Genomic DNA, 26136 nt, shown 5'->3' with positions numbered 1-26136 from the left:
GGATGCGATCAGGCAGCCACGGTCGCGAGCGACTTGATGCGGTCGGGGCGGAAGCCAGACCAGTGGTCCTCACCGGCGACGACGACCGGCGCCTGCAGGTACCCCAGCGCCATGACGTAATCACGCGCATCGTCGTTCTCGGAGATGTCGATGACTTCGTAGTCCACCCCAGCCTTGTCGAGCGCCTTGTAGGTGGCATTGCACTGGACGCAAGCGGGCTTGGTGTACACGGTGATGGTCATTGATGTCCCTCTCTCCTATGCCTGATCCACAGCCTGTGATCCGTATGCTGACCGTTGCGAGCGACCTGCAAGAGTCGCTAGCGGCGCTTTGATCCGACTACGCTGCGCAAACTCCTGGATCCGTACCTGAAATCCCTGCTCAGCCGCTCGCGGCCGAAGCTGATCTCATCCCGTCTTCCAGTATCGAAGACACTACACCTAGTGGCCGACAGATTCATACAACACGACATGTTGCGAGTCACAAAGATGAAATTCCCAAGCGGTAAGTACCTGGACGCTCGATTCGCAACCCGACACAACAGTGGCGCAGATCACAATTTCATACCGTAGCGCCCTTCCAGCAAACCTCTTTCGACGAACGAAAAGGGTCGCCCCCGTACTCCACGGATGGAGTCGGGGGCGACCCTGCTGGCGGGACCTCGGCGCTTAGGCGGACACCAGTTCGCCGGTCGCCTGAACCAGTTCGTGCACGGTCGCGCCGAGCTGCGTCAGCGCCTCGGCATCCTCGCGCGGATGCGATGCGGCGAACCGCTCGCCGAATCCGGCGAAGTGCAGGTGGGCGGTCTCGACAACCCGGGCGCCCGCGACGCCGAGCGCCTTGACCACATCGCCGTGCGCCCACTTGGCCGCATTCGGGCTGATCGAACCACTGACCACGGCGACCGGCTGATCCTTGATCGCTCCGGCGCCGTACGGGCGCGAGGCCCAGTCGATGGCGTTCTTGAGCACGGCGGGAATGCTGCCGTTGTACTCGGGCGTCACCAGGAGCAGGCCATCGGATGCGGCGACCGCGTCGCGCAGCGCCTGTGCGGCGGCGGGTACGGAGCCGGGTACGTCGAGATCCTCGTTGTAGAAGGGGATATCACCGAGGCCGTCGTAGATGGAGATCTCGACGCCATCGGGCGCGGTCTGAGCCGCGGCCTCGGCGAGCCTGCGGTTGATCGAGGCGGCGCGAAGGCTGCCGACAAGGGTAAGGATCCGGGTCCGGGTCCCGGCTTCGCCGTCCGCCAAGGGCGCTGTGTTGTTGATTCGCTCGCTCATGGATGACTCCTGGTGTACTGAATGTGGTGTCCGGTCTTTTGCCTACACTAACCGGACCATGGTCCGATTCCATTCCCGGGAGAACCGCGAGAGGCCTGTGAGCTACAGCACATCCATGCCGGACGGAATGATGCCCGAGCGCCCGTTGCTCGGCATCGGTGCGCCCCTGCCCGGAAATCACGAACGCGCTGATGCCGCGCGCAACCGCCAGCTACTGCTGGACGCGGCGCAGGAGATCGTGCGCGAACAAGGTGTGGACAGCCTGACCATGGACGCACTCGCCAAGCGGGCGGGCGTCGGCAAGGGCACCGTCTTCCGACGGTTCGGCAGTAGGTCGGGGCTGTTGCGCGCGCTCCTGGACCACGCCGAGCGAAAGTTCCAGGAAGAGTTCATGTTCGGGCCACCACCGCTGGGACCGGGCGCCGCACCGGTGGAGCGATTGGTCGCCTTCGGCCGGGCCCGGCTACTCGATATAGAGGTCGCGGGCGAACTGCATCGCGCCGCGGAAATCGGCGAGGCGGGCGACCGTTTCACCGGCCCGCCCTACGGACTGCTGCGTGCGCACGTGACGATGCTGTTGCGGCAAGCGCGGATCGACGACGATGTGGTGTTGGTCGCCGATGGTCTGCTCGGCCTGCTCGGCGCCGCATTGGTGATGCATCAAATGCATGTCCTGGGTTACGACCGCTGTCGGATCGGCGATAACTGGGAGGCGTTCGTTCGACGGGTTGTCATCTCGGCGCGGCCAGTAGAGTGATGCGTCATGGGGAACCTGCGTGAACAGATCATCGCCGAGTTGGGCGTCCAATCGAATATCGAACCGAAGCTCGAGGTACGCCGTCGGGTCGATTTTCTCAAGGACTATCTGAACGCAAGTCCCGCACGAGGTTTCGTACTCGGCATCAGCGGTGGTCAGGACAGCGCGCTGGCCGGACGACTGTGCCAGCTCGCCGTCGAGGAACTGCGTGCGGACGGCGCGGATGCCGCCTTTATCGCGGTGCGACTGCCCTACGGCGTGCAGGCCGATGAGGCCGATGCGCGGATCGCGCTGCGGTTCATCCAGCCCGACCGCTCTGTGGTGGTGAATATCCGCCCCGGCGCCAATGCCGTTGCCGCCGAGGTGGCCTCGGCGCTGAGTTCATCCATCCCGTCTACTGCGCCGACTGCCGTCGCCCAGAAGGTGGACAAACTGCGCGATTTCGTGCGCGGCAATATCAAGGCCCGCGAACGCATGGTCATCCAGTACGCCATCGCCGGCCAGGAGAATATGCTCGTCGTCGGCACCGATCACGCAGCCGAGGCGGTCACCGGTTTCTTCACCAAATTCGGCGACGGCGGCGTCGACATCACGCCGCTCACCGGCCTCACCAAGCGCCAGGGCGCGGCGCTGCTGCAGGAACTCGGCGCACCATCGAGCATCTGGTCCAAGGTGCCGACCGCCGATCTCGAGGACGACCGCCCCGCCCTGCCGGACGAGGAGGCACTCGGCCTGCGCTACAGCGAGATCGATGACTACCTGGAGGGCAAGGACGTCACCGCCGAGGTCGCCGAGAAGCTCGAAACGATCTTCGTGAATACCCGGCACAAGCGCACCGTCCCGGTCACCCCGCTCGACACGTGGTGGCGCTGACTACTTCGGATTCGGAGTCTCCAGCAGCCTGCGGTGCAGTTCCTTGGTCATCTCATGAATGGCCCTGGTCAGCTCGGTATTGGTCTTGAGCTCCAACTCCTGCTCGTTGAAGTCGTGATCGGCCTTCATCTGTTGGAACTGGGCCTGCCGATTCTGGCCGATCATCACGAAGGTGGACAGGAATATCGCCTCCAGGGAGACGACCAGGGTCAGCGTCGGCCATGGACTCTGTTCGGCCCAAATCATCCAGATCGCGAAACCTATGGCGTGGATATAGACGAACCGCATAGACCCGGCGAACTTCGTGATCCAGTCCGCCACCCGCAGTTGCAGACTCTCGCCCCGCACCTGGTGGAACCGCACCACCACCGGGTGCTGCGCAAGTACCTGATTCGGGGGCTGGGGCATATCGACTCCTGATCCGGTCCGGCGCACTGCATTGGCGCAGATGCTAACCCGGTCGAGGAGCACCTAGTTGCCCACACACACCGTCAGCCACCGGCGAAGGGGGGTAGGACGTCGACTCGCGGAGTCAGCGCGACCGACGGGTCACGGGTGAGTTCGTCGCCGACGAGGTAGGCGCAGACGGCGAGCATCTTGTCGAGGTCGGGACCGTAGGACTCGGCGAGGGTGGTGCGCAGGTCGGCGATGGTGGCGTCGGCCGGAAAGTCCAGGGTTTCCCGGTCCTTGCCGACGGCGTCGGCGATCGCGGCGAAGTAGCGGATCTCAACCACCGATGGCTCCCATCGTGCGTTCCGGCGGGACGAAATCCTCGGCATCGATCCCGTGTCCCGCCCATTTGTTCCACATGGCGCCGCGCCAGATCGTCGCGATCTCATCGTCGTCCGCGCCCATCCGCAGCGCTTGGCGCACATCGAATTCCTGATCGCTGAACAGGCACGACCGCAGCATGCCGTCGGCGGTGAGCCGGGTCCGGTCGCAGGTGTCGCAGAATTTGCGGGTCACCGTCGCGATGATGCCGACCGCCGCCGGACCGCCGTCTACGAGCCACTTCTCCGCGGGGGCGGCGGGATCCGACCGTCCGACCTCGGTCAGGGTGAACCGGGTACCGAGCACCGCGAGCAATTCGGCCGCGGTCACCATATTGGCGCGGGCCCATTCGTGATCGGCGTCCAGCGGCATCTCCTCGATGAACCGCAGTTCACAGCCCTCGTCCAGACACCAGCGCAGCAAATCCGGCGCCCCGGCGAGGGTGTCGCGCATCAGTACGGCATTGATCTTCATGGGCGCCAATCCGGCATCTCTGGCCGCTCGGATGCCCGCGAAGACCGATTCGAGCCGATCGCGGCGGGTCAGGCGGGCGAAGCCGAGCCGATCCACGGTATCCAGCGAAACATTCACCCGGCTCAGCCCGGCGGCCGCGAGAGCGCGGGCCCGATGAGCGAGCCCGACGCCATTGGTCGTCATGGACAGCGGGACCTCGGGCACTCGCTCATGACAGCCCGCGATGATCCGCTCCAGATCGCGGCGCAGCAGCGGCTCACCGCCGGTGAACCTGACCTCGCGCACCCCCAACTCCCGCACCGCGAGCGTGACGAGTCGCACAATCTCCTCGACCGTGAGCAGTTCGTCCTGCGGAATCGCGGGCAGGCCCTCCTCGGGCATGCAGTAGGTACATCGCAGCGAACACTTCTCGGTGATCGATACGCGCAGATCGCGTGCGGTGCGCCCGAATCGATCAACCAGATACGGCGTATCGGGCCGTCCGTCGAGTGAGGGCAGCCTGGGCCGCACGGTAGGAATCCCCATCTCGACCAACGTCACCAGTCCATTATGACCGGTCCGGACGCTGTGCCCATGGGCGGACCGCACCATCTCGAGCTCACAGACTCCGAGTTCAACGGGTGAGCGTTCGTGCGATACGACAAGAGAACTCGCTACCGCTCGGCGATTAGGCTGACCATATGACCTCGCGTGCCGACACCTCCGGTGGCCACCGGCCCAGCCCGCCCGCCACCGCTCGGTCCGTCGACGCATACCGAGACACCATCGAGGCGCTGCTGCGCCCGCTGGCCGCCCGTGCGGTCGAATCCGTCCCGGTGCCCGCGGCGCTGGGCCGACAACTGGCCGACGATATCCACGCACCGGTCGACCTGCCGGTGTTCCGCAACTCGGCGATGGACGGATATGCGGTGCGTGCCGAATCGGTGGTGGTCACTCCGGTGACGCTGCCGCTGGTCGGTGTGGTCGCGGCGGGCGCTGCCGGACAGACGCCATTGCCGCACGGCACCGCGATGAAGGTGATGACCGGTGCGCCGATTCCGCCTGGCGCCGACTGTGTGGTGCCGGTAGAAGATGCGCACAGTGACGACGCGACAGTGACGGTCGAACAAGGCCGCACGGCGGGTGAGTTCGTGCGCGAACCGGGCACCGATGTGCGCACCGGCGAGCTGCTGGCCCGCGCGGGCACCACGCTGGCCCCCCGCCATATTGCCGCACTGGCAGCGGTCGGACTGCCGAATGTGCCGGTTTTCCAACCGATTCGGGCGGCGGTCATCACCACCGGTGACGAATTGGTCGCCGCCGGAACACCATTGCGTCCCGGTCAGATCTACAACTCCAACGGCATCGCCCTCGCGGCCGCGCTGCGCGCCAATGGCGTCAACGTCGTCTCGGTGGAGCACAGTAGCGACAATCCGGCAAAGTTCCGCGCATTGCTCTCCGCCGCAACGAAATCCGCCGATATCGTCTTCACCTCCGGTGGGGTGTCCAAAGGCGATTTCGAGGTGGTCAAGGACGTATTGCAACCGCTGGGCGGCGAATTCGGCTCGGTCGCGGTGCAACCCGGTGGACCACAAGGGCTTACCGTCGTCAACGGCGTACCGGTGCTGAGTTTTCCCGGGAATCCGGTGAGCACCATGGTGTCGTTCGAGGTGTTCGCGCGGCCGATACTGCGTCACATCGCTGGCTTGCCCGAGGTGGAGATCTACGAGGTGCCGCTGCGCAATGCGGTGCGCTCCCCCGAGGGACGACGCCAATTCCTGCGCGGTCAACTGGTGCGCGAGGACGCCGCGGCGCCCGGATTACATCGCAGGCCGACGGCCGTCGAGGTCGCCTCTGGCCCGGGTTCGCATCTAATCGCGGGCATGGCCTGGGCGGATGTCCTGATCGATGTGCCCGCCGAGGTCACCTCGCTGCCGGTCGGCGCACCTGTGCGAGTGTGGTCATTATGAGCGAGTTGTCCCATGTCGATCAGGAAGGTCGCGCCCGCATGGTCGATGTGAGCGCGAAATCCGACACCACTCGGATCGCGGTCGCGGCCGGTGAGCTGCAAACCACCGCCGAGGTGGTCGCACTGGTCCGGGCCGACGATATGCCGAAGGCCGATGTGCTCTCGACCGCGCGGATCGCCGGTATCGCGGGTGCGAAGAAGACCTCCGAACTCATTCCGCTGTGCCATCAGTTGGCCTTGTCCTCGGTGAAGGTCGAATTCGGCTTCACCGAGGACAGCATCACGATCGAGGCGAGCGCGAAGACCAAGGGCCCCACCGGTGTCGAGATGGAAGCACTGACCGCCGTGGCGGTGGCCGGACTCACCCTGCACGACATGGTCAAGGCGGTCGACCCGGCCGCGACGCTCAATGGCGTCCGACTGCTCACCAAAGAGGGTGGCAAGCACGGACATTGGGAGCGGCCCGCGGAGCGGGAGTTCGTGGATATTCCCGCGCTTTCCGACGAACCAGAGCCCGACACGGAAGACGTTGCGCCGGAGGAGATCTCGGATTTCGATCAGCGCTCCGCCGTCGTCCTGGTCGCCTCCACCGGCGCCGCGTGCGGCACCCGGGTGGACACCACCGGTCCCGTTCTCGCGGAATGGCTTGGCGAACTCGGCTTCTCGGTGCGCGGCCCGCTGATCTACGCCGACGCCGAAATCGATATCGGCTTGGCCGATGCCCTGCGGTTCGGACCGTCGCTGGTGATCAGCACCGGCGGCACCGGCGCCTCGCCCACCGATGCGACACCCGAGGCGACGCTGGCCGTCCTGGATCGCGAATTGCCCGGTGTCGCCGAGGCGATTCGGCAACGCGGCACCGCGAAATTCCCACTTGCCGCGCTCAGTCGCGGGGTGGCCGGACTGGCGGGCCGATCGGTGGTGGTGAATCTGCCCGGCTCTCCCGGTGGGGTCAAAGACGGTATGGCGGTGCTCGAGCCGCTGCTGGATCATCTGCTCGCGCAAGTAGCCGGAGGCGGCAACCATGACAACAAGTGAATTCGCGGCCGTACACCTGGCCGGTATCAGCGATCAGCCACTCGATCCGGCGGCTGTCGAGGCGGCGGTGACCGGACCGGAACACGGCGCCGTTGTGGTTTTCACCGGCAAAGTGCGCAATCACGATGGCGGACAAGCGGTTTCCGCTTTGGAATATTCGGCGCATCCGGAAGCTGAACGGTTCCTGCGAAATTGCTGTTCGGAACTCGCCGAGCGCTCCGGACTCCCGGTCGCGGCCGTCCACCGAATCGGTCAGTTGACCATCGGCGATCTCGCGATCGTCGTCGCCGTCGCGGCCCCACACCGCGCCGAAGCCTTCACCACCTGTGCGGAATTGGTGGATCGGATCAAACACGAGGTGCCGATCTGGAAGCGCCAGCTCTTCGCCGACGGACTCTCGGAATGGGTGAACGCCTGCGGGTAAAGGCCCATTGCCTGTGCATAACCGGGACGTGAGCGCCTGCTGTTGTTACCCGAAACAACACTGTGACGCGAATTCAGTGACGATTCAATAGGCGCGGGATAGCGTTCTCCCCGGACAAGATACGTCGGTCCGCGGTAGAGGGGGCGCATTGGGAACCGATCAGGTACTGCTGCACAGATTCGTCATCTCGCAACTCACGGACGCCGGGCTGGATCGGGATCGGCTGATCCGCGAGACCGGCCTACCCGAATGGACCATGGTCGGCGAGGACGTCCACCTGCCGAGTCACACCTTCTCGCGACTGTGGGAACTGGGCGAACACGGGCTCGGTGATCCGAATGTCGCATTGCATGTGGCCAGCCGCTACAAACTCAACAGTCTCGGCCTCTACGACTATCTGTTCTCCACCGCGCCGACGCTCGGTGCGGGCCTGGCCACCTGTGGTCCCTACGTGGCCGCAGTGACCACCAATCATCGCTTCGACCTGGTCACCGAGAACGAGCACGAGGTCACGCTTTATCTGGACATGATCAATGGCGAGGGCCGCGGCCGCGACCTGACCCAGCTGTGGGGACTGACCGCGGTGCTCAGCCGCGCGCGACGCGTGGTCCGCGATCCGCTCATTCCGCTGCGGGTGATGCTGCGGCAGCAGGCACCGGACAAAATCGACACCTACGTCGAGGTGTTCGGCACGACCGCCATCGAATTCGACGCACCGGTCGATACCATGACCTTCCGCGCCGCCGATATGGAACTGCCGCTGACCACCAGCGATCCGGTACTGGCGACCGTACTGCGGCCGCTCGCCAACGCCCTGCCGCCACCGCCGCCCTTGGCGACCGCATGGCCGGATCGAGTGGCGGCCGCACTGGCCGAGACATTGGCCGAGGGTGCGGTATCGCTGGATCGGGTAGCACACCGGCTCGCCACCAGTCCGCGGACGCTGCAGCGTCGGCTGACGGAGGCGGGTACCACATGGCGGACGGAATTGGAGCGGGCTCGTGATGCCCGCCTCGCGCAGTCGAGCGCGAATGGCATCACGCTGAGCCGATCGCGCCAAGCCGAATTGCTCGGATATTCGGATGTGGGTTCGATGCGGCGGGCAGCCCGCCGTCGATCCATGACCCAGCTCATACACCGATCGGAACTACCGGCCTGATACGCCGCATCCCGTACCGTCACCCGTGCTCGGTCAGACCTTCAGGAAGGTCGCCGCGATCCGCCAGAAGGTCGAATCCTCGATGGCACGAAAATCCCAGCCATCGGCGATATCTCGGGTGGCGGCGACGATGGCGGGCACATCGAAATCATCGCGAGTCGCGGTGCCCTTGGCCTCCAACGCCGCGACCACGTACGCGGTGGCACTCTCCCAGGTCTCTGACACGGAACTCTCCAATCGGTCGTAGAGACAAATACGGTCGATCACGGTTCGTGGGTCGAACCGACACCGCACGCGCCACGTTCGCTCCGTTGCGCACATGCCGCGCGCGGCGGGGCAATACGTCAGTTCTATGTCCGTGCGATCGCCGCGCCAAGTACCGAACGCGCCAGCTTCTAGCGGAACGCGCCAACCTTTCGGGCATCAGTGCGGGGTATAGCGCCAGACGCCGAGCATGGCTTGCTGGTCCAGCGGTTCGGCGGCGGTGTGCACGGTATCGTGCAGCCGCGCCAAAGCCGCGTCGGCGGGCAGCCCCGCACCGATCAGCACCAATCGGGTCGTGCGCGATTCGCCGCGCGACCAGGAGTCCGGTTCGAAGACGATATGGCGACCGACCATGTGTAGCACGAACTTCCGACGCTCGGCGGCGACCCCGAAGGCGGCGAATCCCTTGGCGCGGAACAGTCCGGGCGGCGGATCCTCGAGGAATTCGACCAGGCGGCGCGGATCCAATTCCCGGTCGCTGGTGAAGGACACACTGGTGTAGTCGTCGTGCAGATGCCGGTGCGGCCCGTAGCGACTGCTTGCAGGCCGCTCGACAAGATCGTCATGGTCGTGGTCGTGAAGCAGTTCGTCGAAACTCAATTGTTCGGCGACCCGCGGGATTTCCCGCAGCGGCTCGTCGAACAACAGGCCCGGGTCGATGCGGCCATGGGTGGTCGCGTAAACCGGCGCCTGCCCGATCAGTTCGGCGATCTCCTGCCGCAACCCGTCCAGCCGCTCCGGCGACACTCGATCGGCTTTGTTGAGTACAACCAGATCCGCCAACCGCAGATGGGTGGCGAGTTCCGGATGACGCTCGCGACTGTCCGGGAACTGCTCGACATCGACCACCTCGACCAAACCGCCGTAGCGGATGCGCGGGTTCTCGCTACCGACCACCATCCGAATCAGATTGCGGGGTTCAGCAAGTCCGCTGGCCTCGACCACGATCACGTCGATCTTGGCGCGCGGCTGCGCGAGCCTGGTGAACAAATCGTCGAGCTCGCCGACATCCACCGCGCAGCAGACGCATCCGTTGCCGAGTGACACCATCGCATCGACCTGGCCTGCCACCAGCATGGAATCGATATTGATGGCTCCGAAGTCGTTGACCACCACCCCGATCCGCGTACCCCGGTTGTTGCGCAGCAGATGGTTGAGCAGCGTCGTCTTCCCGGATCCGAGAAACCCGGCGACTATGAGAACAGGAATCCGCTGAGCCACCCGGCTGAGTCTATTGGCAGCGCCTTCGGCGCTGCGTGTTCGCGGCCCGTCTCGCGTCCGAACCTTCGAGCGACCTGCGAGCAGTCGCTGACGAAGTGTTCGATGGCCGCGCCTTCGGCGCGGATGCGAGACGGGCGGCGAACGTCACTCGTAGGACTCGCTTCCGTGGTAGTTACGAATGCGGGCCACTCGCGACTTGTCCACAGTCCGGCGGCCGTGTTACTTCGTTGGACCGAGCAGGGTGCTGGCCAAGGTGTAGGCCAGGTTGATCAGCTCCGAGGTAATCACGGTGTTGTCCATGCCGAGGGACTTCGCCAACGGCAGCATCATTTGCATGATCGTGCCGACGAGGGCTGGCAGGGTGCCGGTCGTGCTCGGCGCGGTCTGGCCCGGCGAGAACTGGGAACCGGGTGTTTGACCCAAACCGGGTGACTGCGGGGTGTTGGGCGAGAGCCCGAACCCCTGCGACTGCGGGCTGTTGGGCGAGACCCCGAACCCCTGCGACTGCGGGCTGTTGGGCGAGACCCCGAACCCCTGCGACTGCGGGCTGTTGGGCGAGACCCCGAACCCCTGCGACTGTGGGGTGTTGGGCGAGACCCCGAACCCCTGCGACTGTGGTGTGCCTGCTTGCGGAGCACTGGGGGACTGCGCCGACCCCGGTGTCTGCGTGCCCGGCGAGTTCGGCAGCTCTGCGTACCCCGGTGCCTGTGCATACCCTTGCGGCGGATTCAACGATGCGGGGGCGGTCGGCACCGTCCCCGCGGCATTCGGCACCGTTGCGGGTTCGGGGACGGCCGCAGCCTGTGCTCCACCAGGAACTGCGGCGGAATCCTGCGGAACCGACTGTTCCTGCGGTGTATTCGACAGCGGAGCCGAGGCCGGCCGATCGGTCGACCCGGTCTGCGCCGGAATCGTGCCGAGTGCCGTCGTCGCCTGCTGCTGCGCGCCGAGCAGGAAGCCGACCAGGCCGGTCGTTATGGCCAGGGCGTGCTTGACCTGCCCCTCCGGAGTCTCCAGCAGTGCGGCATCTTCGACATTGGCGCCATTGCCCATCTCGATGAATACATCTGGCACGGTGGTCATTGCCGGACCTGCTACATCCGCACGGGTCTGCAGACCGTCCTGTGCGCCCGCATAATTCGCGGCCGGGAATCCGACCTCCATATACGCGTCGCGCACCGCCTTGCTCGCCGCGAGACCGAGTCCGGACTGGACCTGATCGACCTTCGGATCCGGGATCGGCAGCTGCGGCACGATCAGATGGAAGCCGCGGTCCTGCGCCGGTGCGCCATCGGCGTGGATGCTCACCGCGACATCGGCGCCGGAGACATTGGCGGCCTGAGCGCGTTCGTCGACGCAGCCGCCCCATCCGGAGTCGTCCTGACGGCTGAGCACCACCTTGGCGCCCAGATCCTGTAGGGCGGCCCGAACCAGCTCGGCCACCTTCCAGTTGACGGTGTGCTCGGGCACGCCGTTGACGGTGGTCATGCCGGTGGTCTGGCAGTCCTTGGTGCCGCCGCGACCGTCGCCGACTTGCTTCGCCAAGTTCTCGGCGTGGTTGGGACCCTGATGACCCGGGTCGAGGAATATTGTCTTGCCTGCGAGTTTCACGGACATGTCCGGCGATGTCGGATCGGCGATCGCGGCGGGGGTCAGCCCCGAGAGCGTCACCACCACGGCGGCCGTGACGGCGCCGCAGATACCGGTACTGATGATGCTTGGCTTCATGTGCGGTGTCGGTGCCCCGGGACGGAGCACCCCTCCCTTCCCACTAGTAACACCAAACCCAGTGGTTCACTCTGGCAACGCCAGCATCAGCAAAGCAAGCTCCGTTATCAAAATGTTATCGGCGCATTCGAGCGTATTAGCGCTGATCAGACGACCAAAACTCGGATCACACCGCCGTTAGACGGGGTTTGCCAACCGGATGCGGGCTCAAGCGCCTATCGGCAAGCGGCGCAAAGACCGCAGAGCGTAGTGCACCCGGGTCTTGACCGTGCCGACCGGAACTCCGAAGTCATCGGCCACCTCTTGATAGGCCCGGTCCCGCAGGATCACCTCCACCACCGCCGCGCGCTGCGATTCGGGCAGCCGGGCGAGTAGATCGGCGACGAGCAGGCCGTCGACGAGACGCTCGGCGAAGTCCGGCTTCGCGAAGCGGACATCGCTGAGTTCGGTGATCTCATCCCAGCCGGTATCCGCGGGCCGGGCGGCGCGGGCGCGGGCGATATCGATCACGACGTTGCGTTCGATCGCGAGCAGCCAGGTGCGCACCGTGCCCTTGCGTTCATCGAACACTGAGCATGAGCGCCAGGCTCGCAGCAGCGTCTCCTGCACCGCGTGCTCGGCGAGGCCCGAATCGCCGAGTCCACGCATGGCGCGCCAATGTAGGAGCGCCCGGTCCGCGGCTAGCACGGCGGCGAGCCCATCGTCGGTACAGAGCCCAGCACATGCCATCCCGCAAGTCGACCGCCGGCCCACGACATCGACCACCGGACAAATACCACTCATACAACAGATATCGCGGGAATCCGGCCAAGTGGAATCACGCCCGACCGAAATCTGACGATTCCCCCGAAATCGACCACTGAGTCTGGTAGACCTTGGCCCCGGAGATACGGGGATCTCCGCAGGTCAGCCGCCAGTGGCGGCCAGAGCAATTCGAGGAGACAGCAGTATGCGTGCAAGCACGCTCGTGATCGCGGGGGCGATGGCGTCCACCGTGACACTGCTGGGCACCGGCACCGCGGCCGCCCAGCCCCGCAACACCATCACCGAGGACGGTGTCTATCTGGTCGGCGTCGATATCTTCCCCGGCGTCTGGGAGGGCCAAGGCACTCCCGACCCGGCCGTCGGCTGTGACTGGCGGCGGCTGCGCAAGGTCGAGGGCGATAACACCGATCAGCACTACATCATCAATAACGAGTTCACCAGGAACAGTCCGGTCCGCGCCGAGATCGCGCCGACCGATGTCGCCTTCAAGACCGTGAACTGCGGCGCTTGGCACATGCTGCCACCGAGCACCGGCTCATTCGGCGGCTGAGTCGAACCCCACGGGATATTGACTCGCGTTCAGTAACCGCTATGGTTCGCAACCATGACGCGGAGCAAGATCCTGATCACCGGCGCGAGCGCCGGACTCGGTGCGGCCATGGCGCGGGATTTCGCCGCAAAGGGCCGGAACTTGGCCCTGTGCGCCCGACGCCTGGATGCGCTCGAAGCCCTGCGCGACGAACTCACCGCCGCGCACCCGGGCATTACCGTCGCGGTCCGCGCGCTCGACGTCGATGACCATGCGGCCGTCCAACGGGTTTTCGCGGAACTGCGCGATGAACTCGGCGGACTGGATCGGGTGATCGTCAATGCGGGTATCGGCAAGGGCGCGCGGCTCGGCACCGGACGTGCGGATGCCAATATCGCCACGGCCACCACCAATTTCGTCAGCGCTCTCGCCCAAACCGAGGCGGCCTTGGAGATCTTCCGCCCCCAGGAGTCGGGACACCTGGTGCTGGTGTCCTCGATGAGCGCGGTGCGCGGGCTGCCGGGTAAGAAGGCCGCGTATTCCGCGAGCAAGGCCGGACTGGCCGCACTCGGCGAGGCGCTCACGGTCGAGTTCGCCAACTCACCGATCGCGGTGACCACATTGCTTCCGGGATTCATCGCCACCGATATGGCGGCGCAGGCCGGTGACGCGCGCATGGTCGCGCCACTGGCGAAGGGCGTGGCGTCGATGGTGCGGGCGATCGAGCACGAGAAGATTCGCGCTTGCGTGCCGGGGTGGCCGTGGCGACTCATCGATGTGGTGCTGCCACATCTGCCGCGCGCGGTCGTTGCCCGCATGAGCTGAAGCCAGTCGACGCGACAGCGATCGGCTCCGTCGACTTCCTGACGGACGCCGGGCACCGCACTCGCGCCGAATAGTTGGCACCACAGTGGCATTCGCGGCTGGAACCCGCCAGAACTCGGCGCGCGGGATTGCTGGACTGGAGCACATGTCCACAGTCCTTGCGCCCTCCCCCACCGTCGCCCGGCCGCCGCTGATCCGGTGGCTCGCCGTCGTCGCGGTCATGCTCGGCATCTTCTCGATCGTGACCACCGAGATTCTGCCGATCGGCCTGCTGACCTCGATTGGAGCCGATTTCACGATCTCCGATGGCATGGCTGGGCTGATGATGACCCTGCCCGGACTGCTGGCCGCGATCGCCGCGCCCATGGTGACCGTCGCGGCAGCCCGGATCGATCGCCGATTGCTGCTGTGCGGCTGCACGCTATTGCTGGTGATCGCCAATGCGGTGGCCGCAAGCGCGCCTGAGTTCTGGGTGGTGCTGGCTTCGCGCGTACTGATCGGGATCACCATCGGCGGCTACTGGTCGATCGCGGCCGGACTGGCCGGACGATTGGTGCCGGCGGAGTCGGTGCACCGGGCGACGGCGGTGATTTTCTCCTCCGTCCCGCTCGGCTCGGCGCTCGGCGTGCCCGTGGGCACCTTCGTCGGGAATATCGCGGGCTGGCGGGCCGCGTTCGTGGTTTTGGGCGTGCTGTCCGGGGTGGTGCTGGTGATGCTCGCGGTCGCATTGCCCGCGCTGCCCGCCGAGCAGGTTCTTCGCCTGACCACACTGCGCGTCGGTCTAGGCCGTGCGGAAGTCCGAACCGCTTTGCTCGCAACGTTTTTCGTGGTGATCGCGCAGTTCGGCAGCTACACCTACGTCACGCCGTTCCTGGAGCAGGTCACCGACGTGACCGCTGCCACGATCACGGTGCTGCTGCTGATCTACGGTGTGGCGGGCATTGCCGGGAACTTCCTCGGCGGCACTCTGCTCGGTCGTCCCCGCCTCGCGCTCGGCTTCGCGGCGAGTGCGATGGCGGCCGCGATGCTACTGCTGCCGACGCTGGGTCGCTGGGAGTTCGGTGCGGTGGCGCTGCTCATCGTCTGGGGTATCGGATACGGCGGTGTGCCGGTGGTACTGCAGACCTGGTTCGCCGTAGCGCAGCCCGATGCCCCCGAGGTGGCGTCGGTGCTGTTCACCGCCTCGTTCCAGGCGACCTTCTGTGTCGGTGCATTGGTCGGCGGGGTGATCGTGGATCGGACCTCACCCGGGACGGTGCTGGTCTGCGGCGGCGCGACGGCGCTGCTCGTACTGCTCATTACCTCTGGAGTAATCGACGCACGGCGGGTGGATCGGGCAAGCTGACTCCATGATCGATGAAGTGGGCACCAAGCTCTTTCACCAGTCCATGCCGTTCACCGAGCGCCTCGGGGTCGAGGTGCTCGAACACGGTGTCGCACTGGTGCGCAGTCGGATCGCGTGGGACGAGTCGCTGTGCACGCTGGGCGGGGTAATGCACGGTGGGGTGCTGATGTCGCTTGCCGATGGGACCGCCGCGGTGTGTGCGTTCCTGAATCTGCCGGAGGGCAAGCAGGGGACCACGACGGTGGAGTCCAAGACGAATTTCCTGCGGGCCGTGCGTTCCGGCTATGCGACCGCGACGGCACGACCGCTACACGCGGGCCGGTCTTTCATCGTGGTGGAAACCGAAATCCACAATGACGCAGACAAACTCGTCGCCAAGGTCACTCAGACCCAGGCCGTACTCTGACGCCGAGCCCCAGGCTCACTTCACGGCCGGAGCCTCGAGGCTCACTTCACCGCCGGAGCCTCGAGGCTCACTTCACCGCCGGAGCCTCGAGGCTCACTTCACCATTGTGAACTGCATGACATCGAGGTGCCCGCTGCGGAAGTACTGGGCACATCCGGTGAGGTACTCGAGGTATCTGGCATAGACCTCCTCCGAGGCGATCCGCACCGCCTCATCGTGATGGTCCACCAGCGCGTCGGCCCACTGATCCAGCGTGCGCGCGTAATGCAGGCGCAGCGGCTGGATCTGTTCGGTGCCGAGTCCGGCCTGCCCGGCCAAGCGAGTGACCTCGGCGGGCTGGGGCAACTGTCCGCCGGGGAAGATCTCGCGCTTCATGAAGATGTGGAAAAGCGCGGCCTCCCGGGTCACCGGAATATTCATGCGACGCAGGTCGTTGAGGGTATGGCCGATGATCGTATGCAGCAGCATCCGGCCGTCGGGCGGGAGCATGCGGCTGCAGCACTCGAAGAACGCCGGATACCGCTGGCGGCGGAAATGTTCGAACGCACCGATGCTGACAATCCGGTCCGCACCCCCGTCGAACTCCTCCCAGCCCTGCAGCCGAATCTCGACGCCTGCCACACCGCGCCGATCGATCTGCGAGCGGACGTGCTCGTACTGATTGCGGCTCAAGGTGAGACCGACGACCTTCACCCCGTAGCGCTCGACCGCACGGAACATCGTCGTACCCCAACCGCATCCGATATCGAGCAGGGTCATCCCGGGCCGCAGATCCAATTTGCCGAGCGCGAGATCGATCTTTGCGAGTTGAGCCTGCTCGAGGGTCATATCGTCGTGCTCGAAGTAGGCGCAACTGTAGGTCATCGACGGGTCGAGGAATAGCCGGTAGAAGTCGTCGGAGACGTCGTAGTGCGATTGGACTTGCCGGTAGAACGGTTCGAACTCGGCCATTGCAGCTCCTACCTTCCGTCGGTCTGGCCGGATATGGACTGATACGAGACACACCGCCGAACCGTTCGCATGGTCGGCTACCGATACGAAAATGTGGCCTTTTCCGGTTGCCATAGTCGGGCTGTAATCGTTGCGCAACAGCCGTTCGACGATGTACCCTCGGCCTTGTCCTTGTGGATGTTGGTATCCCGGCCGATCAGCGCCGGACCCCCACAAGATCTCTCAATTCCCCGATCACGATGGTAGTCCACCTCGTTCCCGGAGCCTAGAGGGCATTTCACCGCAGCGACCCCGATCGCCGCTGCCTCATACGGCCGCTCGCCGTACCCACGCAAAGGAAAACCATGAAAGACAACGCATTTCCCGTACCACAAGACGGGGATACGGCGGCCGAGACCGCTGCGCACCCCGTCCGATCCGTCAGTGGCATCCTCGATATCACCGACAACCGCGCCGCCACCCTCCGGGTCGACGGCTACCTCCCCAGCCCGCATGACGCGCACGTGCCACCTCGGCTCATTCGCGAATTCGGTTTGCGCCGTGGCGATTTCATCGTCGGCATCGCCGAACCCGCGCACAGCGGCAAACTCGACCCGTTGACCCGCATCGAATCGGTCAACGGACAGGGCCCCAAGCGGGCCCCGGCCAGGCCCAATTTCGAGAATCTCGTTCCCATCTATCCCAATGAGCGGTTGCGGCTGGAAACCGAACCGCATGCCATGACCACCCGGGTCACCGACTTGGTCATGCCCATCGGCAAAGGTCAGCGCGCACTCGTCGTCGCACCGCCGAAGGCGGGCAAAACCTCTGTGCTGCAAGCGATCGCGCACGGAATCGCGAAGAACCACCCGGAGTGCGAACTAATGCTCGTACTGGTCGGTGAGCGCCCCGAGGAGGTTACGGATCTGGCCAGGTCGGTTCCCGCCGATGTCGCAGCCGCCACCTTCGATCAAACCCCGCGTGAGCAGATCGCATTGGCCGAACTCGCCATCGAACATGCCAAGCGCCTGGCCGAAATGGGCCGAGATGTCGTCGTGCTGCTCGACTCGCTGACTCGCCTCGCCCGCGCCTACAACAACGCTGCCCCGTCCTCCGGACGTGTACTCTCCGGCGGCGTCGATGCAGCCGCACTCGCGCCGCCGAAGAAATTTCTCGGCGCCGCACGCAATTTCGAGAACGGCGGCTCGCTCACCATTATCGCCACCGCGCTGGTGGAGACCGGTTCGCTGGCCGACACCGTGATCTTCGAGGAGTACAAGGGCACCGGCAATGCCGAGGTGAAACTGGATCGCGCGACCGCGAGCCGCCGGGTCTTCCCGGCCATCGATATCGCACGCTCCAGCACCCGCAAGGACGAATTGCTGCTCACCCCGGATGAATTGGCGGCGACGCACCTGTTGCGGCGCACCCTCGCCGCAGTGGACGGTCAGCAGAGCATCGACCTGCTGCTGGAGGGTCTGCGTCAGGCTCCGACCAATGCCGAGTTCCTGGCCCAACTCGGTGCCAAGCGGCACTGATCCGCCTGACACGTCTCCATTAAGGCTCCTTTAAGGCCCTGTCAAGTTCTCCGAGGAATATTTATTACAGCCCGATCGGGCCTGTCTTCGGAGGGGGAGACAGGGCCGGTCGGGCTCTCGTCGTATTCGATTCGGTCTCAGGCCAATTCGGTGGCGAACAGTTCGGCGGTCCGCTGCCACGAATCCTGAGCGGCGGCTTCGTCGTACGGTTCCCGGCCAGGGAAGAAGAAGGCGTGCTTCGCACCCGGGAAGACCACCGATTCGTGCCGCACACCGGCCTGATTCAAGGCCGCCTCGACTTGTTCGCGCTGTTCGGCATCGATGACGTGATCGAGTTCGGCGAAGAACAGCAGCATCCGCACATCCCCCTTGGCGATGTTCTCGGTCGCGGCCAGCAACGGCTCCGGCCTGCTCAGGGCGGTGCCCGCGGTGGTCAGCCAGCCCGGGTAGAAGATCGCTGCGGCATCCAGTTCCAGTCGGGTGGCCGCGAAGTAAGCAAGGTGGCCGCCGAGGCTGAAGCCGAGCACACCGGTCTTATCGGTGGCGCCACCGTGCTCGCGGGCGTAGGCGATGGCGGCCCGGAAGTCGGCCTCGACACCATCGCGGGTCAGCTCGCCGAGCAGGCCGAAGGCACGCGTCCGGTTCTCATCGGTCTCGGCCAGTCCCGCGGCCGTTTCCGGACCCGAGCGGTGATAGACGTTCACCACGAAGGCCACGTAGCCGAGTTCAGCGACCCGATCGACGATCCGGCGCGCGTCCTCGGTGAGTCCCCACAGCTCGGCGCCGACCAGCACGGCGGGAAAAGTGCCGTCACCTTCCGGGCGGGCCAGATAGCCGGTCAGCGGTGAGCCGTCCACATCGAGGTCGAACTGCCGAGAAACGATCTTGTAGGTCATGGATACAGCCTATGGCCGTGCGTGGTGTGCGGCGCCTGATGCAACTTCAACGCACCGCCGTCTTCGGCCAGACGCGGGCCAGGCCGAGCAGATGCCGGAGTTCGGCGTCGAAATCGTGTGCGGTTATGGCCAGCCGGGAGCTGGATCCGACGGTGGCGGGGAGTTCGCCTGCCTTTCTGGCGCGCACGGCGTGTGCCAAGCGGTGAGCGTAATCGGTTATCTCCCAGTCCGATTCGACCTGATGCTGCGGTTTCGCGGTCTCGGCGGGAAGGTATGAGCCGAGGTGCAGCAGTGCATCGCGGATTTCAACGGTCATGCGGAACAGTCGGGTGACCGAATCCGCCCCGTGTCGTGCGTCGGCGGGCAGCACGATCTCCGGGACCGCCGCGGTGAGGTCGCGCCACAGCGGCCGCAGTCGGCGACAGATTCGAGCGTCGCGATCCCAACCGGCCAGCGAGAGTAGCGCGCTGAGCAAAGGGATGGCGAGCAGGGTCACGTTGAGGGTCACGCAGAGCACGAAATCGAGTTCTCCACGCGGCAAATGCGGACCGAGGGCGGGTCGCCCCGTCAGCAACTGCGCGGTGGAAAGTGCCTGACTACTCAAGACGAAGCCGCCGCTGATGCCCAGAATCCAGCAGACCACCTGCATCTTGGCGCTGAGGTCGCCCAAGCGCAGCTCGTGGATGCCCGAGAGCAGGAAAACGACCATACTGACCGCAAGCGGTGCGGCATAGGCGATCCCGAAGATCGCCGCGGGCCCGTGTGCGCTCAGATCGACCGGTCGTCCGTTGTCCTGTGCCATCATTCCGGCGAGCAACATGACGACTGTGGCCGCCGCGGCGACGAAACCGCACCGACGCAGCCGCCGCCACACCACTGTCGAATCGGTCTCGGCGAGAATATATCGGGCTATGACAAACAGGTGCATGGTTGTCATTACCACGCACCCCAGCGCGAGGACGTAGACCGGACTGGTGACACTCGCCTGGGCGCATCGGTAGCACAGCAGAGCGGCGATGCTCCAGAGCAGGTTGCTATTGATGAGCTGATCGATGATCGTGTCCCGCAACAACATCAGCCGACCCAGCGTGATGATGCCGACGTAGCCGAGGACCAGCCAGCCGAGTGTCGCGGGAATCAGTGATGCCATCGATACCCTCCTCGGCCGCGGAACTCGTGCCTGTCGGAGGATACAGCTGCGAACTCCCACGCCATCGTGCTGCGGACCGCTGGCCTCGGCACGAGTCAGGCCGAGCAACTGTCGCAGGTCGGTATCCAAATCTAGGGATGTCGCTATCAAGGGATGTCGCAGTGCTGCCGATCAAGCCGCAACACACGATGCGTATCACTACACCAGCAGCCCGTGCGGCTCCGACACAAAGAAGCGTCGACACACCGGAATCCGGTGTGCCGACGGTGGTTTAGAGGTCAGCCGAGCAGGACGAGCGCGCCTGCCCCGAGGAAGATGAACTGCACGATGGTGCGTAGCGGCAGCGGCATGGTCTTGATGCCGATATCCGCCCGTGCCGCACGGATATTCGCCGGGAACATCACGATCAGCAGCAGGATCAGGCCCGCAGCCGCCAGTTTGGCGATGGGCGGGATCAAAAGGCCGATCGCGCCGCCGATTTCGAGCAGGCCGGTGAAGCTCACCCAGGCCGCCGGATTGGGCAACCGCGGCGGAACCATGGCGATCAGTGCGCCGCGCTTCGGCTCGACGAAGTGCGCGCTCGAGGTGAGGGCGAACATCGCGGCCAGTCCGAGTGCGGCGGCGTGTGGCCAGGAGTCGAGCCAACCGAGGTTGCCGAGCCAGCCGATGAACCGCGCGAGTCCGGCGATGACGATGAGTACAACCAGCGGTGCCATCAGAGTCTCCTGTGGGTCGAACACCTAATCTTGACAGTGACTAGATTAGGGTTTCCGCCGGGAACTTGTCAATGACTAGATTTTCGGCGACCATCGAGACATGGCGAAGAGCGGCTACCACCACGGCGATCTGCGGGCCACCATCCTGGCCGCGGCCGCCGACCAGATCGCGATCGATGGCATCGACGCGATATCCCTGCGTGGGCTGGCGCGCCGCGCCGATGTCTCGCACGCGGCCCCCGCGCACCACTTCGGTGATCGCGCCGGACTACTGACCGCGCTCGCCATCGAAGGTTTCGATCTGCTCGCCGAACAGCTGACCGCGGCCGGACCGGACTTTCGCGAGGTCGCGGTCGCCTACACCCGCTTCGCCCGCGAACATCCGGGCCATTTCGATGTGATGTTCCGACGCGAGCTCCTGCACGCCGACGACGAGCGCCTGGTCGCCGCCCGCACCGCGGCGGGTGCGGCGCTGCGTTCCGGGGTCTCGCTCATGCAACCCGACAACACCGTCGAGCAGCAACAAGCCACCCGCCTCGCCGCCTGGTCGCTGGTCCACGGCTTCGCGGCACTATGGCGCGACGGGGCACTACAGGATGCGGCGGATAGCTCGGATCCGGAAACCCTGGCCCGCCGGATGATCGCCACCGTCCACTTCGAATGACCACCCGTTCGCCTTGGCCGTAAATTCTCAGGCATGGATATCCACGCCTACCCCACCGAGGCGAACATCCCGGTGGATCTCCCCGAGGCACAACGCCTCGCCGACCACTACCTGCCCACCGAGGACGGCATCAGCAACCTGCTCACCGAATTCGAGGTGGGCTTCACCGTCGTCGCCATCTTCCCGCCACCACCGGGCATCGACCCACACAAACCCCCACTCCCCCCGGCCATCGGCGGTTCGGTCTGCGTCATCGACAAACCCACCGGCGCCATCTCCTACTGGCCCACCTACCCCACCGCCGTAGTCGCCGAACAGTACACGCAGGCAATGCAATCCGGCCGCCTGATCATCGAGGACAGCTGGCCAGACGAGGACGACGCCGCTGAGGGCGACTGAGGTATACCCCGACCCGGGTCAGATCCGCTCGGACCGCCCGAACAGGTCGGCGACCTTCTAGCGCTGCACGCGCAGGCGGGAATTCAACTCCGGATGCTGGCCAACCTGTGTGCGTTCCGGGATGCGGTGACCGCAAGCTCACTCGGCTTCAGTGGGATTCGGCTGGGGAGGGCGCAGCCGCGGGTCAGGTGAGGTGGGTGGCGATGGTGGTGTGATCGGTATCGGCGGCTGGGAGTTGTAGTACCAGAAGGAGATCCGGGTTTTCTGCGAGGCGGAGTTGGAATAGTTCGAAGTTCACCGGGCCCGCTTCGGGGTGGTCGATGCCGATGGTGGCGGCGCGGAAGTCTTGGACCGGGTATTCCGACCACCAGGTGCGGAATTCGGGGCTGGCCTCGGTCAGTGCGCCGACGATGGCAGTGAGGCGGGGGTCGTCGGGGCGGCGGCCGACCAGGGCACGGAATTGGCTGAGGACCGCGCGGGCCGCAGGCTCCCAGTTGCGCATGGCGGCGCGGTTCTCCTTGTGGGTGAACATCATCCAGAGCAGGTTGCGGTGATCCGGGTCGAATTCGGCGGGGTCGAGGCGCAGGCGTGTGTAGGCCTCGTTCCAGACCACGAAATCGAAGTGCCCGTCGTGGATTACCGCAGGACTCGGCATCATCGAATCGACCAGACGCTGTAGGCGCGATATCGCCTCTCCAGGCTGAGGCGCGGCGACCGGATCGGCGAGACCGGCGAGGCGGCGCAGATGGCGGTGCCGTCCGTCATCGAGACGCAATGCCCTGGCCAGCGCGTCGACCACCTGCGGACTCGCCGCGATCTTGCGGCCCTGTTCGAGCCACGTGTACCAAGTGAGACTTACCCCGGCCAACTCAGCAACCTCTTCGCGACGCAGGCCCGGGGTGCGCCGACGCCCCGGGATCAGATCCCCGGGCAGACCGACATCGGTGGGCTGCAACCGGGAGCGGTGCGCCTTGAGAAAGTCGGCGAGTTCGGCGCGATGCTTGTCGGTCATCGAGATCCCTTGTGGGTTGCACGTTTGCCGAGTTGGACACTCGGAGTGTGTAACCGACATCTCACCCCGGCGAGTTCGGCGACTTCTTCACGACGCAGGCCGGGCGTGCGCCGTCGGCCCGGTTCCAGATCCGGCAGCATCCCGACATCGGTCGGCCGCAGCCGGGAGCGTTGCGCACGCAGGAATGCGGCAAGTTCGGCGCGGTCGTTATCTGTCATCACATGCCCTCTGTGGGTAGCAGTATCGGTAACAGGACCGCGCCACCGCCCGTCTCTAGCGTCGAGTGCAACAGGAGATCGAGAAACGATCACCCAGCACAAGGAGTTTGGCATGACAGGCAGCAAGGGACCGGTTCTCGTCATCGGCGCGACCGGACAGCAGGGCCGGGCGACCACGGGACAACTGCTCGAACGCGGTTGGGAAGTCCACGCATTCGTGCGTGATCTGACCTCGCCCGCAGCCAGCGCATTGCGCGAAAGCGGTGCGAACCTCATCGAAGGCGATCTGGACGACACCGCGTCGGTGCGAGCGGCCATGGACGGCACCTACGGCATCTTCCTGATGCTGACCATGATGACTGGCGTGCACATCACCGCCGAGGGCATTGCGGCCGAACAACGGCGGGGCAAGGCGGTGGCCGAGATCGCCGCCGAGTCCGGCATCGAGCATTTGGTATACAGCTCGCTCAAGGGTGCGGGCGAGAATTCAGGTGTCGAGTACTACGCGGCAAAGGAAGCGATCGAAGCACACATCAAAGCACTCGACCTTCCGGCCACCGTATTGCGTCCGGTCTTCTTCATGGACAATTTCAACGCGTTCAACCGTCCGGTGCTCGACGCGGACGGGCTCGTACTGAATCTCGCTGTGCGTGCGGATATTCCGGTATCACTGATCTCGGTACACGATATCGGCGCCTTCGCCGCCATCGCCTTCGACCGGCCGACGGACTTCCTCGGCCGCACGGTCCCCATTGCAGGCGACCGGCTGACTCCACCGCAGATCGCCGAAACATTCGGCCGGACAGCGGGATTACCCGCGCGCAGTTTCCAGGTGCCGATCGAACAGGTCCGCGCATTCGACGAGCAGGTGGGCAAGATGTTCGGCTATTTCAACGAGCGGCCGGACGAGCCGCTCGATCTCGCGGCGTTGCGGTCGGAGCACCCGGAGCTGATGGATCTGGCGACCTGGCTGCGGGCGACGAACTGGAAGCCGTGAAAATGGCTGCGCGCGTGTGGATATCGAGCACACTGCACAGGAAAGTGCACGCAGGCAATGCAATCCGGCCGCCTCGTCATCGAGGACACCTGGCCGGAAGATGACGGTGCCGAAGGCCAGGGCAGGTGGGCGCTGATGGCGGTTGCCCGAACTTCGGCGAGGTGGCGTCAAAGTTTCGTTGCGAGGCAACGGATCACGGTTCCCACCGTCCGATGAGCGGCCGCGCGCGACACTGGTCGGGCACACACCGGCCGGGTCTCGCATGACCGATCGCACCCTTGGAGACACAATGAACGAGTCCGTCATTCAGCTGCCGACCGCTGGCGAGCCAATGTTCGAGACGTTCGAGCGAATCCGCCGGCGCGGTCCGGTCGTTCCGATCGAATTGGCTGGCAACGTCGCGGCCTGGGTCGCGGTGAGCTACCAGGCAGTCGGTGAGATCCTCGCCGGTGACGGCACATTGTTCAGCAAGAATGCGCGAAACTGCCCGGCGCTGCACGACGGTACGATTCCCGCGGATTGGCCGATGCAACAACGGTTTGACCGACAAGGAGCTGGTCGACATGTTGTGGCTGGTCATCATGGCCGGACATGAGACCTCGGTGCATCTGCTCGGCAATGCGATGGTCACACTGTGTACCCACTCCGAGCAGCTGGCCAAGGCTCGGGCCGAGGACCGGTGGGAGGATGTCGTCGAAGAAATGCTGCGTTTCCGCTCCCCGGTGGGCAACATGTTCAACCGGTATGCGCTACAGGACGTTACGATCGACGGCGTCGATATTCCCGCCGGGGCCATTGTGGGATGGTACGGCGGCGTCGGGCGGGATCCGAGTCATTACCCGAGCGCGGATAACTTCGACATAGACCACGATCACCGAGACCAGCTGGCGTTCGGCCGGGGACCGCATTTCTGTCTCGGTGCGCCGTTGGCCAGACTGGAGGGCCGTACGGCATTGTCCGCCCTGTTCAACCGGTTCCCGCGCTTGCGCCTGGCCTGCGACCCCGCCGCCATTCCCTATAGCCCGCAATTCATCACCTGCGGGCCGCTCGCCCTACCGATGGTTCTCGACCCCCGCGGGTAGCGCCGGGAGTCGCCGGTGGCACCGATGCGGTTTCAGCGAGGTGCCACGACCTGGAAGCCGTGAAATCGGCTGCGCGCCTAAGGGTCTACGAGATGTCGGCAAGGTCGAGAACGGAGCTGGGGTAGGTGATGCCATCAGGAATGGGGGCATCGGGCTGATGCATCAGAAGATCGCACTTGCGCCGGGCGATGACCCACGATCCGTTCTGCTGAATCAATCGGTCACGGTATAGCGTTCGTGAGCGATTGATGAGTTTCGGTCGATCGCGCATCGTCCACTCGACGAACCCGTAACAAGTCGCCCAGATACCGTCGGCGTCCACACCCACGACGTGATTGGTCATGGCGTGCTGGATCCATGTGCAGTCGTCGTGAAAGGGCACGAAAAACTCCAACCACTGCTCGATCCCCGCGAACGGCATGCCCGGATACTCCGCGACAACGTCGGGGGTGAACAACGCCCGAAAGAGATCCCAGTCGCGCGTGTCGATCGCACGCGCATATCCGTTCTGCAATCGCATCGCTTCGATAGCGATGTCGGCCAGCTCGCTGCTCGTCATCTCAGCCTCTCCTGGTGCTCGAGTAGTCCCCCGAACAAGATCAGGTGGAATCCATGGCGGCATCGCCCGACTTGGGCTCAAGGGGTGATTGCAACAGCACCGTCGAGTGATCGAAGGGGTTGTTGGATGGAGTCGTTGGGTCCGAGCCGGGTGGTGGTGCGCCGG

At 65.1% G+C, this 26136-nt stretch carries 32 protein-coding genes and 1 pseudogene; 17 read left to right on the top strand and 16 right to left on the bottom strand.

Features of this window, described 5'->3' with window-relative positions; all coding sequences use genetic code 11:
• Positions 1-8: 8 nt before the first annotated feature.
• Positions 9-242 (bottom strand): glutaredoxin-like protein NrdH, encoded by a 234-nt coding sequence (gene nrdH, locus ACIBJI_RS39260; RefSeq protein ID WP_062985026.1) that lies wholly within the window; start codon positions 240-242, stop codon positions 9-11.
• A gap of 426 nt (positions 243-668) precedes the next feature.
• Positions 669-1283 (bottom strand): NAD(P)H-dependent oxidoreductase, encoded by a 615-nt coding sequence (locus ACIBJI_RS39255; RefSeq protein ID WP_397088117.1) that lies wholly within the window; start codon positions 1281-1283, stop codon positions 669-671.
• A 115-nt stretch (positions 1284-1398) separates the two neighbouring features.
• Here ACIBJI_RS39255 and ACIBJI_RS39250 point away from each other — a divergent pair, with 115 nt between their 5' ends.
• Both ACIBJI_RS39250 and nadE read left to right on the top strand, forming a co-directional pair.
• Positions 1399-2040: a helix-turn-helix domain-containing protein gene (locus ACIBJI_RS39250; protein WP_364344709.1), complete on the top strand. Its 642-nt coding sequence runs from the start codon at positions 1399-1401 to the stop codon at positions 2038-2040.
• 6 nt (positions 2041-2046) lie between these two features.
• The gene (gene nadE / locus ACIBJI_RS39245; RefSeq protein ID WP_364344712.1) at positions 2047-2913 is read left to right on the top strand and encodes an ammonia-dependent NAD(+) synthetase; all 867 of its coding nucleotides are present in this window, start codon (positions 2047-2049) and stop codon (positions 2911-2913) included.
• Here nadE and ACIBJI_RS39240 read toward each other — a convergent pair whose 3' ends face one another.
• From ACIBJI_RS39240 to moaA, 3 genes are all read right to left on the bottom strand, one after another.
• The gene (locus ACIBJI_RS39240) at positions 2914-3321 is read right to left on the bottom strand and encodes a DUF1003 domain-containing protein (RefSeq protein WP_364344715.1); all 408 of its coding nucleotides are present in this window, start codon (positions 3319-3321) and stop codon (positions 2914-2916) included.
• Positions 3322-3404: 83 nt separating this feature from the next.
• Positions 3405-3647: a MoaD/ThiS family protein gene (locus ACIBJI_RS39235; RefSeq protein ID WP_364344718.1), complete on the bottom strand. Its 243-nt coding sequence runs from the start codon at positions 3645-3647 to the stop codon at positions 3405-3407.
• Complete coding sequence (gene moaA / locus ACIBJI_RS39230) at positions 3640-4683, bottom strand: GTP 3',8-cyclase MoaA (protein ID WP_396956498.1); 1044 nt, start codon at positions 4681-4683, stop codon at positions 3640-3642. The genes ACIBJI_RS39235 and moaA overlap by 8 nt, the downstream gene beginning before the upstream one ends.
• A 155-nt stretch (positions 4684-4838) precedes the next feature.
• Between moaA and glp the strand changes: the two genes are divergently transcribed.
• The 4 genes from glp (at position 4839) to ACIBJI_RS39210 (ending at position 8727) form a co-directional block, all read left to right on the top strand.
• Positions 4839-6107, top strand: a complete 1269-nt coding sequence (gene glp / locus ACIBJI_RS39225) for a gephyrin-like molybdotransferase Glp (RefSeq protein WP_397088115.1) — start codon at positions 4839-4841, stop codon at positions 6105-6107.
• Positions 6104-7144, top strand: coding sequence for a bifunctional molybdenum cofactor biosynthesis protein MoaC/MoaB (moaCB, locus tag ACIBJI_RS39220; RefSeq protein ID WP_397088113.1), 1041 nt, complete (start codon positions 6104-6106; stop codon positions 7142-7144). Before glp ends, moaCB begins: the two co-directional genes overlap by 4 nt.
• Positions 7131-7568: a molybdenum cofactor biosynthesis protein MoaE gene (locus ACIBJI_RS39215; RefSeq protein ID WP_364344731.1), complete on the top strand. Its 438-nt coding sequence runs from the start codon at positions 7131-7133 to the stop codon at positions 7566-7568. Before moaCB ends, ACIBJI_RS39215 begins: the two co-directional genes overlap by 14 nt.
• Before the next feature lie 148 nt (positions 7569-7716).
• Positions 7717-8727 (top strand): AraC family transcriptional regulator ligand-binding domain-containing protein, encoded by a 1011-nt coding sequence (locus ACIBJI_RS39210; protein ID WP_396956324.1) that lies wholly within the window; start codon positions 7717-7719, stop codon positions 8725-8727.
• A 33-nt stretch (positions 8728-8760) separates the two neighbouring features.
• On the opposite strand, the gene ACIBJI_RS39205 is transcribed toward ACIBJI_RS39210, so the two are convergent.
• From ACIBJI_RS39205 to ACIBJI_RS39190, 4 genes are all read right to left on the bottom strand, one after another.
• Positions 8761-8952, bottom strand: a complete 192-nt coding sequence (locus ACIBJI_RS39205; protein ID WP_364344737.1) for a hypothetical protein — start codon at positions 8950-8952, stop codon at positions 8761-8763.
• 198 nt (positions 8953-9150) lie between these two features.
• Positions 9151-10212: a CobW family GTP-binding protein gene (locus ACIBJI_RS39200; RefSeq protein ID WP_364344740.1), complete on the bottom strand. Its 1062-nt coding sequence runs from the start codon at positions 10210-10212 to the stop codon at positions 9151-9153.
• 219 nt (positions 10213-10431) lie between these two features.
• Positions 10432-11940 (bottom strand): N-acetylmuramoyl-L-alanine amidase, encoded by a 1509-nt coding sequence (locus ACIBJI_RS39195; RefSeq protein ID WP_397088110.1) that lies wholly within the window; start codon positions 11938-11940, stop codon positions 10432-10434.
• A 207-nt stretch (positions 11941-12147) separates the two neighbouring features.
• The gene (locus ACIBJI_RS39190) at positions 12148-12669 is read right to left on the bottom strand and encodes a sigma-70 family RNA polymerase sigma factor (RefSeq protein ID WP_397088108.1); all 522 of its coding nucleotides are present in this window, start codon (positions 12667-12669) and stop codon (positions 12148-12150) included.
• A 220-nt stretch (positions 12670-12889) separates the two neighbouring features.
• Here ACIBJI_RS39190 and ACIBJI_RS39185 point away from each other — a divergent pair, with 220 nt between their 5' ends.
• The 4 genes from ACIBJI_RS39185 to ACIBJI_RS39170 all read left to right on the top strand — a co-directional run bounded on the left by ACIBJI_RS39185 (position 12890) and on the right by ACIBJI_RS39170 (position 15810).
• The gene (locus ACIBJI_RS39185; RefSeq protein WP_364344749.1) at positions 12890-13255 is read left to right on the top strand and encodes a hypothetical protein; all 366 of its coding nucleotides are present in this window, start codon (positions 12890-12892) and stop codon (positions 13253-13255) included.
• Positions 13256-13309: 54 nt separating this feature from the next.
• The gene (locus ACIBJI_RS39180; protein ID WP_364344752.1) at positions 13310-14059 is read left to right on the top strand and encodes an SDR family oxidoreductase; all 750 of its coding nucleotides are present in this window, start codon (positions 13310-13312) and stop codon (positions 14057-14059) included.
• A 145-nt stretch (positions 14060-14204) separates the two neighbouring features.
• On the top strand, positions 14205-15404 hold the full coding sequence (locus ACIBJI_RS39175; protein ID WP_397088105.1) for an MFS transporter: 1200 nt from the start codon (positions 14205-14207) through the stop codon (positions 15402-15404).
• A 4-nt stretch (positions 15405-15408) separates the two neighbouring features.
• Positions 15409-15810, top strand: a complete 402-nt coding sequence (locus tag ACIBJI_RS39170; protein ID WP_364344758.1) for a PaaI family thioesterase — start codon at positions 15409-15411, stop codon at positions 15808-15810.
• A 93-nt stretch (positions 15811-15903) separates the two neighbouring features.
• Here ACIBJI_RS39170 and ACIBJI_RS39165 read toward each other — a convergent pair whose 3' ends face one another.
• Entirely contained in the window at positions 15904-16761 is an 858-nt protein-coding gene (locus ACIBJI_RS39165; RefSeq protein WP_397088103.1) for a cyclopropane mycolic acid synthase family methyltransferase, read from the bottom strand.
• 410 nt (positions 16762-17171) lie between these two features.
• Here ACIBJI_RS39165 and ACIBJI_RS39160 point away from each other — a divergent pair.
• A pseudogene (locus ACIBJI_RS39160) lies at positions 17172-18278 on the top strand (transcription termination factor Rho, short form); the annotation flags it as partial.
• Positions 18279-18415: 137 nt separating this feature from the next.
• Here ACIBJI_RS39160 and ACIBJI_RS39155 read toward each other — a convergent pair.
• The 3 genes from ACIBJI_RS39155 to ACIBJI_RS39145 form a co-directional block, all read right to left on the bottom strand.
• The gene (locus tag ACIBJI_RS39155) at positions 18416-19174 is read right to left on the bottom strand and encodes a dienelactone hydrolase family protein (protein ID WP_396956338.1); all 759 of its coding nucleotides are present in this window, start codon (positions 19172-19174) and stop codon (positions 18416-18418) included.
• 46 nt (positions 19175-19220) lie between these two features.
• Complete coding sequence (locus ACIBJI_RS39150) at positions 19221-20324, bottom strand: MAB_1171c family putative transporter (RefSeq protein ID WP_364344767.1); 1104 nt, start codon at positions 20322-20324, stop codon at positions 19221-19223.
• A 278-nt stretch (positions 20325-20602) separates the two neighbouring features.
• Positions 20603-21040 (bottom strand): DoxX family protein, encoded by a 438-nt coding sequence (locus tag ACIBJI_RS39145; protein ID WP_364344770.1) that lies wholly within the window; start codon positions 21038-21040, stop codon positions 20603-20605.
• A gap of 100 nt (positions 21041-21140) precedes the next feature.
• Here ACIBJI_RS39145 and ACIBJI_RS39140 point away from each other — a divergent pair, with 100 nt between their 5' ends.
• Genes ACIBJI_RS39140 through ACIBJI_RS39130 form a run of 3 tightly spaced genes read left to right on the top strand, consistent with a single transcriptional unit; the run spans position 21141 to position 22295 of the window.
• The gene (locus ACIBJI_RS39140) at positions 21141-21704 is read left to right on the top strand and encodes a TetR/AcrR family transcriptional regulator (protein WP_397088100.1); all 564 of its coding nucleotides are present in this window, start codon (positions 21141-21143) and stop codon (positions 21702-21704) included.
• 33 nt (positions 21705-21737) lie between these two features.
• Positions 21738-22103: a hypothetical protein gene (locus ACIBJI_RS39135; RefSeq protein WP_397088098.1), complete on the top strand. Its 366-nt coding sequence runs from the start codon at positions 21738-21740 to the stop codon at positions 22101-22103.
• Positions 22104-22106: 3 nt separating this feature from the next.
• Positions 22107-22295, top strand: a complete 189-nt coding sequence (locus tag ACIBJI_RS39130; RefSeq protein ID WP_364345202.1) for a DUF6886 family protein — start codon at positions 22107-22109, stop codon at positions 22293-22295.
• Here ACIBJI_RS39130 and ACIBJI_RS39125 read toward each other — a convergent pair.
• Entirely contained in the window at positions 22288-23115 is an 828-nt protein-coding gene (locus ACIBJI_RS39125; protein ID WP_364344779.1) for a helix-turn-helix transcriptional regulator, read from the bottom strand. The genes ACIBJI_RS39130 and ACIBJI_RS39125 overlap by 8 nt on opposite strands.
• Positions 23112-23333 carry a hypothetical protein gene (locus tag ACIBJI_RS39120; protein ID WP_396956343.1) on the bottom strand — a complete coding sequence of 74 codons (222 nt, stop codon included), beginning with the start codon at positions 23331-23333 and terminating at the stop codon, positions 23112-23114. The genes ACIBJI_RS39125 and ACIBJI_RS39120 overlap by 4 nt, the downstream gene beginning before the upstream one ends.
• Before the next feature lie 112 nt (positions 23334-23445).
• On the opposite strand from ACIBJI_RS39120, the gene ACIBJI_RS39115 reads away from it, so the two are divergent.
• From ACIBJI_RS39115 to ACIBJI_RS39105, 3 genes are all read left to right on the top strand, one after another.
• Complete coding sequence (locus ACIBJI_RS39115) at positions 23446-24330, top strand: NmrA/HSCARG family protein (protein ID WP_397088096.1); 885 nt, start codon at positions 23446-23448, stop codon at positions 24328-24330.
• Positions 24331-24592: 262 nt separating this feature from the next.
• Positions 24593-24925, top strand: coding sequence for a hypothetical protein (locus tag ACIBJI_RS39110; RefSeq protein ID WP_397088094.1), 333 nt, complete (start codon positions 24593-24595; stop codon positions 24923-24925).
• Positions 24894-25412: a cytochrome P450 gene (locus ACIBJI_RS39105; protein ID WP_397088092.1), complete on the top strand. Its 519-nt coding sequence runs from the start codon at positions 24894-24896 to the stop codon at positions 25410-25412. The genes ACIBJI_RS39110 and ACIBJI_RS39105 overlap by 32 nt, the downstream gene beginning before the upstream one ends.
• 85 nt (positions 25413-25497) lie before the next feature.
• Here the strand turns inward: ACIBJI_RS39105 and ACIBJI_RS39100 are convergent, their stop codons facing one another.
• The gene (locus tag ACIBJI_RS39100) at positions 25498-25971 is read right to left on the bottom strand and encodes a nuclear transport factor 2 family protein (protein ID WP_397088090.1); all 474 of its coding nucleotides are present in this window, start codon (positions 25969-25971) and stop codon (positions 25498-25500) included.
• Positions 25972-26136 lie beyond the last annotated feature (165 nt).

This window comes from Nocardia sp. NPDC050408 (genome assembly GCF_044458905.1).
Lineage (GTDB): Bacteria > Actinomycetota > Actinomycetes > Mycobacteriales > Mycobacteriaceae > Nocardia.
The sequence above is the reverse complement of the archived record's forward strand: the minus strand, read 5'-3'. Positions and strand labels throughout refer to the sequence as shown.

Excerpts from the sequence above, each read along its gene's own strand:
- nrdH (WP_062985026.1), bottom strand. The coding sequence starts at position 242 with ATGACCATCACCGTGTACACCAAGCCCGCTTGCGTCCAGTGCAATGCC.
- ACIBJI_RS39255 (WP_397088117.1), bottom strand. The coding sequence starts at position 1,283 with ATGAGCGAGCGAATCAACAACACAGCGCCCTTGGCGGACGGCGAAGCC.
- ACIBJI_RS39250 (WP_364344709.1), top strand. The coding sequence starts at position 1,399 with ATGCCGGACGGAATGATGCCCGAGCGCCCGTTGCTCGGCATCGGTGCG.
- nadE (WP_364344712.1), top strand. The coding sequence starts at position 2,047 with ATGGGGAACCTGCGTGAACAGATCATCGCCGAGTTGGGCGTCCAATCG.
- ACIBJI_RS39240 (WP_364344715.1), bottom strand. The coding sequence starts at position 3,321 with ATGCCCCAGCCCCCGAATCAGGTACTTGCGCAGCACCCGGTGGTGGTG.
- moaA (WP_396956498.1), bottom strand. The coding sequence starts at position 4,683 with ATGGGGATTCCTACCGTGCGGCCCAGGCTGCCCTCACTCGACGGACGG.
- glp (WP_397088115.1), top strand. The coding sequence starts at position 4,839 with ATGACCTCGCGTGCCGACACCTCCGGTGGCCACCGGCCCAGCCCGCCC.
- moaCB (WP_397088113.1), top strand. The coding sequence starts at position 6,104 with ATGAGCGAGTTGTCCCATGTCGATCAGGAAGGTCGCGCCCGCATGGTC.
- ACIBJI_RS39215 (WP_364344731.1), top strand. The coding sequence starts at position 7,131 with ATGACAACAAGTGAATTCGCGGCCGTACACCTGGCCGGTATCAGCGAT.
- ACIBJI_RS39195 (WP_397088110.1), bottom strand. The coding sequence starts at position 11,940 with ATGAAGCCAAGCATCATCAGTACCGGTATCTGCGGCGCCGTCACGGCC.
- ACIBJI_RS39190 (WP_397088108.1), bottom strand. The coding sequence starts at position 12,669 with ATGGCATGTGCTGGGCTCTGTACCGACGATGGGCTCGCCGCCGTGCTA.
- ACIBJI_RS39185 (WP_364344749.1), top strand. The coding sequence starts at position 12,890 with ATGCGTGCAAGCACGCTCGTGATCGCGGGGGCGATGGCGTCCACCGTG.
- ACIBJI_RS39180 (WP_364344752.1), top strand. The coding sequence starts at position 13,310 with ATGACGCGGAGCAAGATCCTGATCACCGGCGCGAGCGCCGGACTCGGT.
- ACIBJI_RS39175 (WP_397088105.1), top strand. The coding sequence starts at position 14,205 with ATGTCCACAGTCCTTGCGCCCTCCCCCACCGTCGCCCGGCCGCCGCTG.
- ACIBJI_RS39170 (WP_364344758.1), top strand. The coding sequence starts at position 15,409 with ATGATCGATGAAGTGGGCACCAAGCTCTTTCACCAGTCCATGCCGTTC.
- ACIBJI_RS39165 (WP_397088103.1), bottom strand. The coding sequence starts at position 16,761 with ATGGCCGAGTTCGAACCGTTCTACCGGCAAGTCCAATCGCACTACGAC.
- ACIBJI_RS39155 (WP_396956338.1), bottom strand. The coding sequence starts at position 19,174 with ATGACCTACAAGATCGTTTCTCGGCAGTTCGACCTCGATGTGGACGGC.
- ACIBJI_RS39150 (WP_364344767.1), bottom strand. The coding sequence starts at position 20,324 with ATGGCATCACTGATTCCCGCGACACTCGGCTGGCTGGTCCTCGGCTAC.
- ACIBJI_RS39145 (WP_364344770.1), bottom strand. The coding sequence starts at position 21,040 with ATGGCACCGCTGGTTGTACTCATCGTCATCGCCGGACTCGCGCGGTTC.
- ACIBJI_RS39140 (WP_397088100.1), top strand. The coding sequence starts at position 21,141 with ATGGCGAAGAGCGGCTACCACCACGGCGATCTGCGGGCCACCATCCTG.
- ACIBJI_RS39135 (WP_397088098.1), top strand. The coding sequence starts at position 21,738 with ATGGATATCCACGCCTACCCCACCGAGGCGAACATCCCGGTGGATCTC.
- ACIBJI_RS39125 (WP_364344779.1), bottom strand. The coding sequence starts at position 23,115 with ATGACCGACAAGCATCGCGCCGAACTCGCCGACTTTCTCAAGGCGCAC.
- ACIBJI_RS39120 (WP_396956343.1), bottom strand. The coding sequence starts at position 23,333 with ATGACAGATAACGACCGCGCCGAACTTGCCGCATTCCTGCGTGCGCAA.
- ACIBJI_RS39115 (WP_397088096.1), top strand. The coding sequence starts at position 23,446 with ATGACAGGCAGCAAGGGACCGGTTCTCGTCATCGGCGCGACCGGACAG.
- ACIBJI_RS39110 (WP_397088094.1), top strand. The coding sequence starts at position 24,593 with ATGACCGATCGCACCCTTGGAGACACAATGAACGAGTCCGTCATTCAG.
- ACIBJI_RS39105 (WP_397088092.1), top strand. The coding sequence starts at position 24,894 with ATGTTGTGGCTGGTCATCATGGCCGGACATGAGACCTCGGTGCATCTG.
- ACIBJI_RS39100 (WP_397088090.1), bottom strand. The coding sequence starts at position 25,971 with ATGACGAGCAGCGAGCTGGCCGACATCGCTATCGAAGCGATGCGATTG.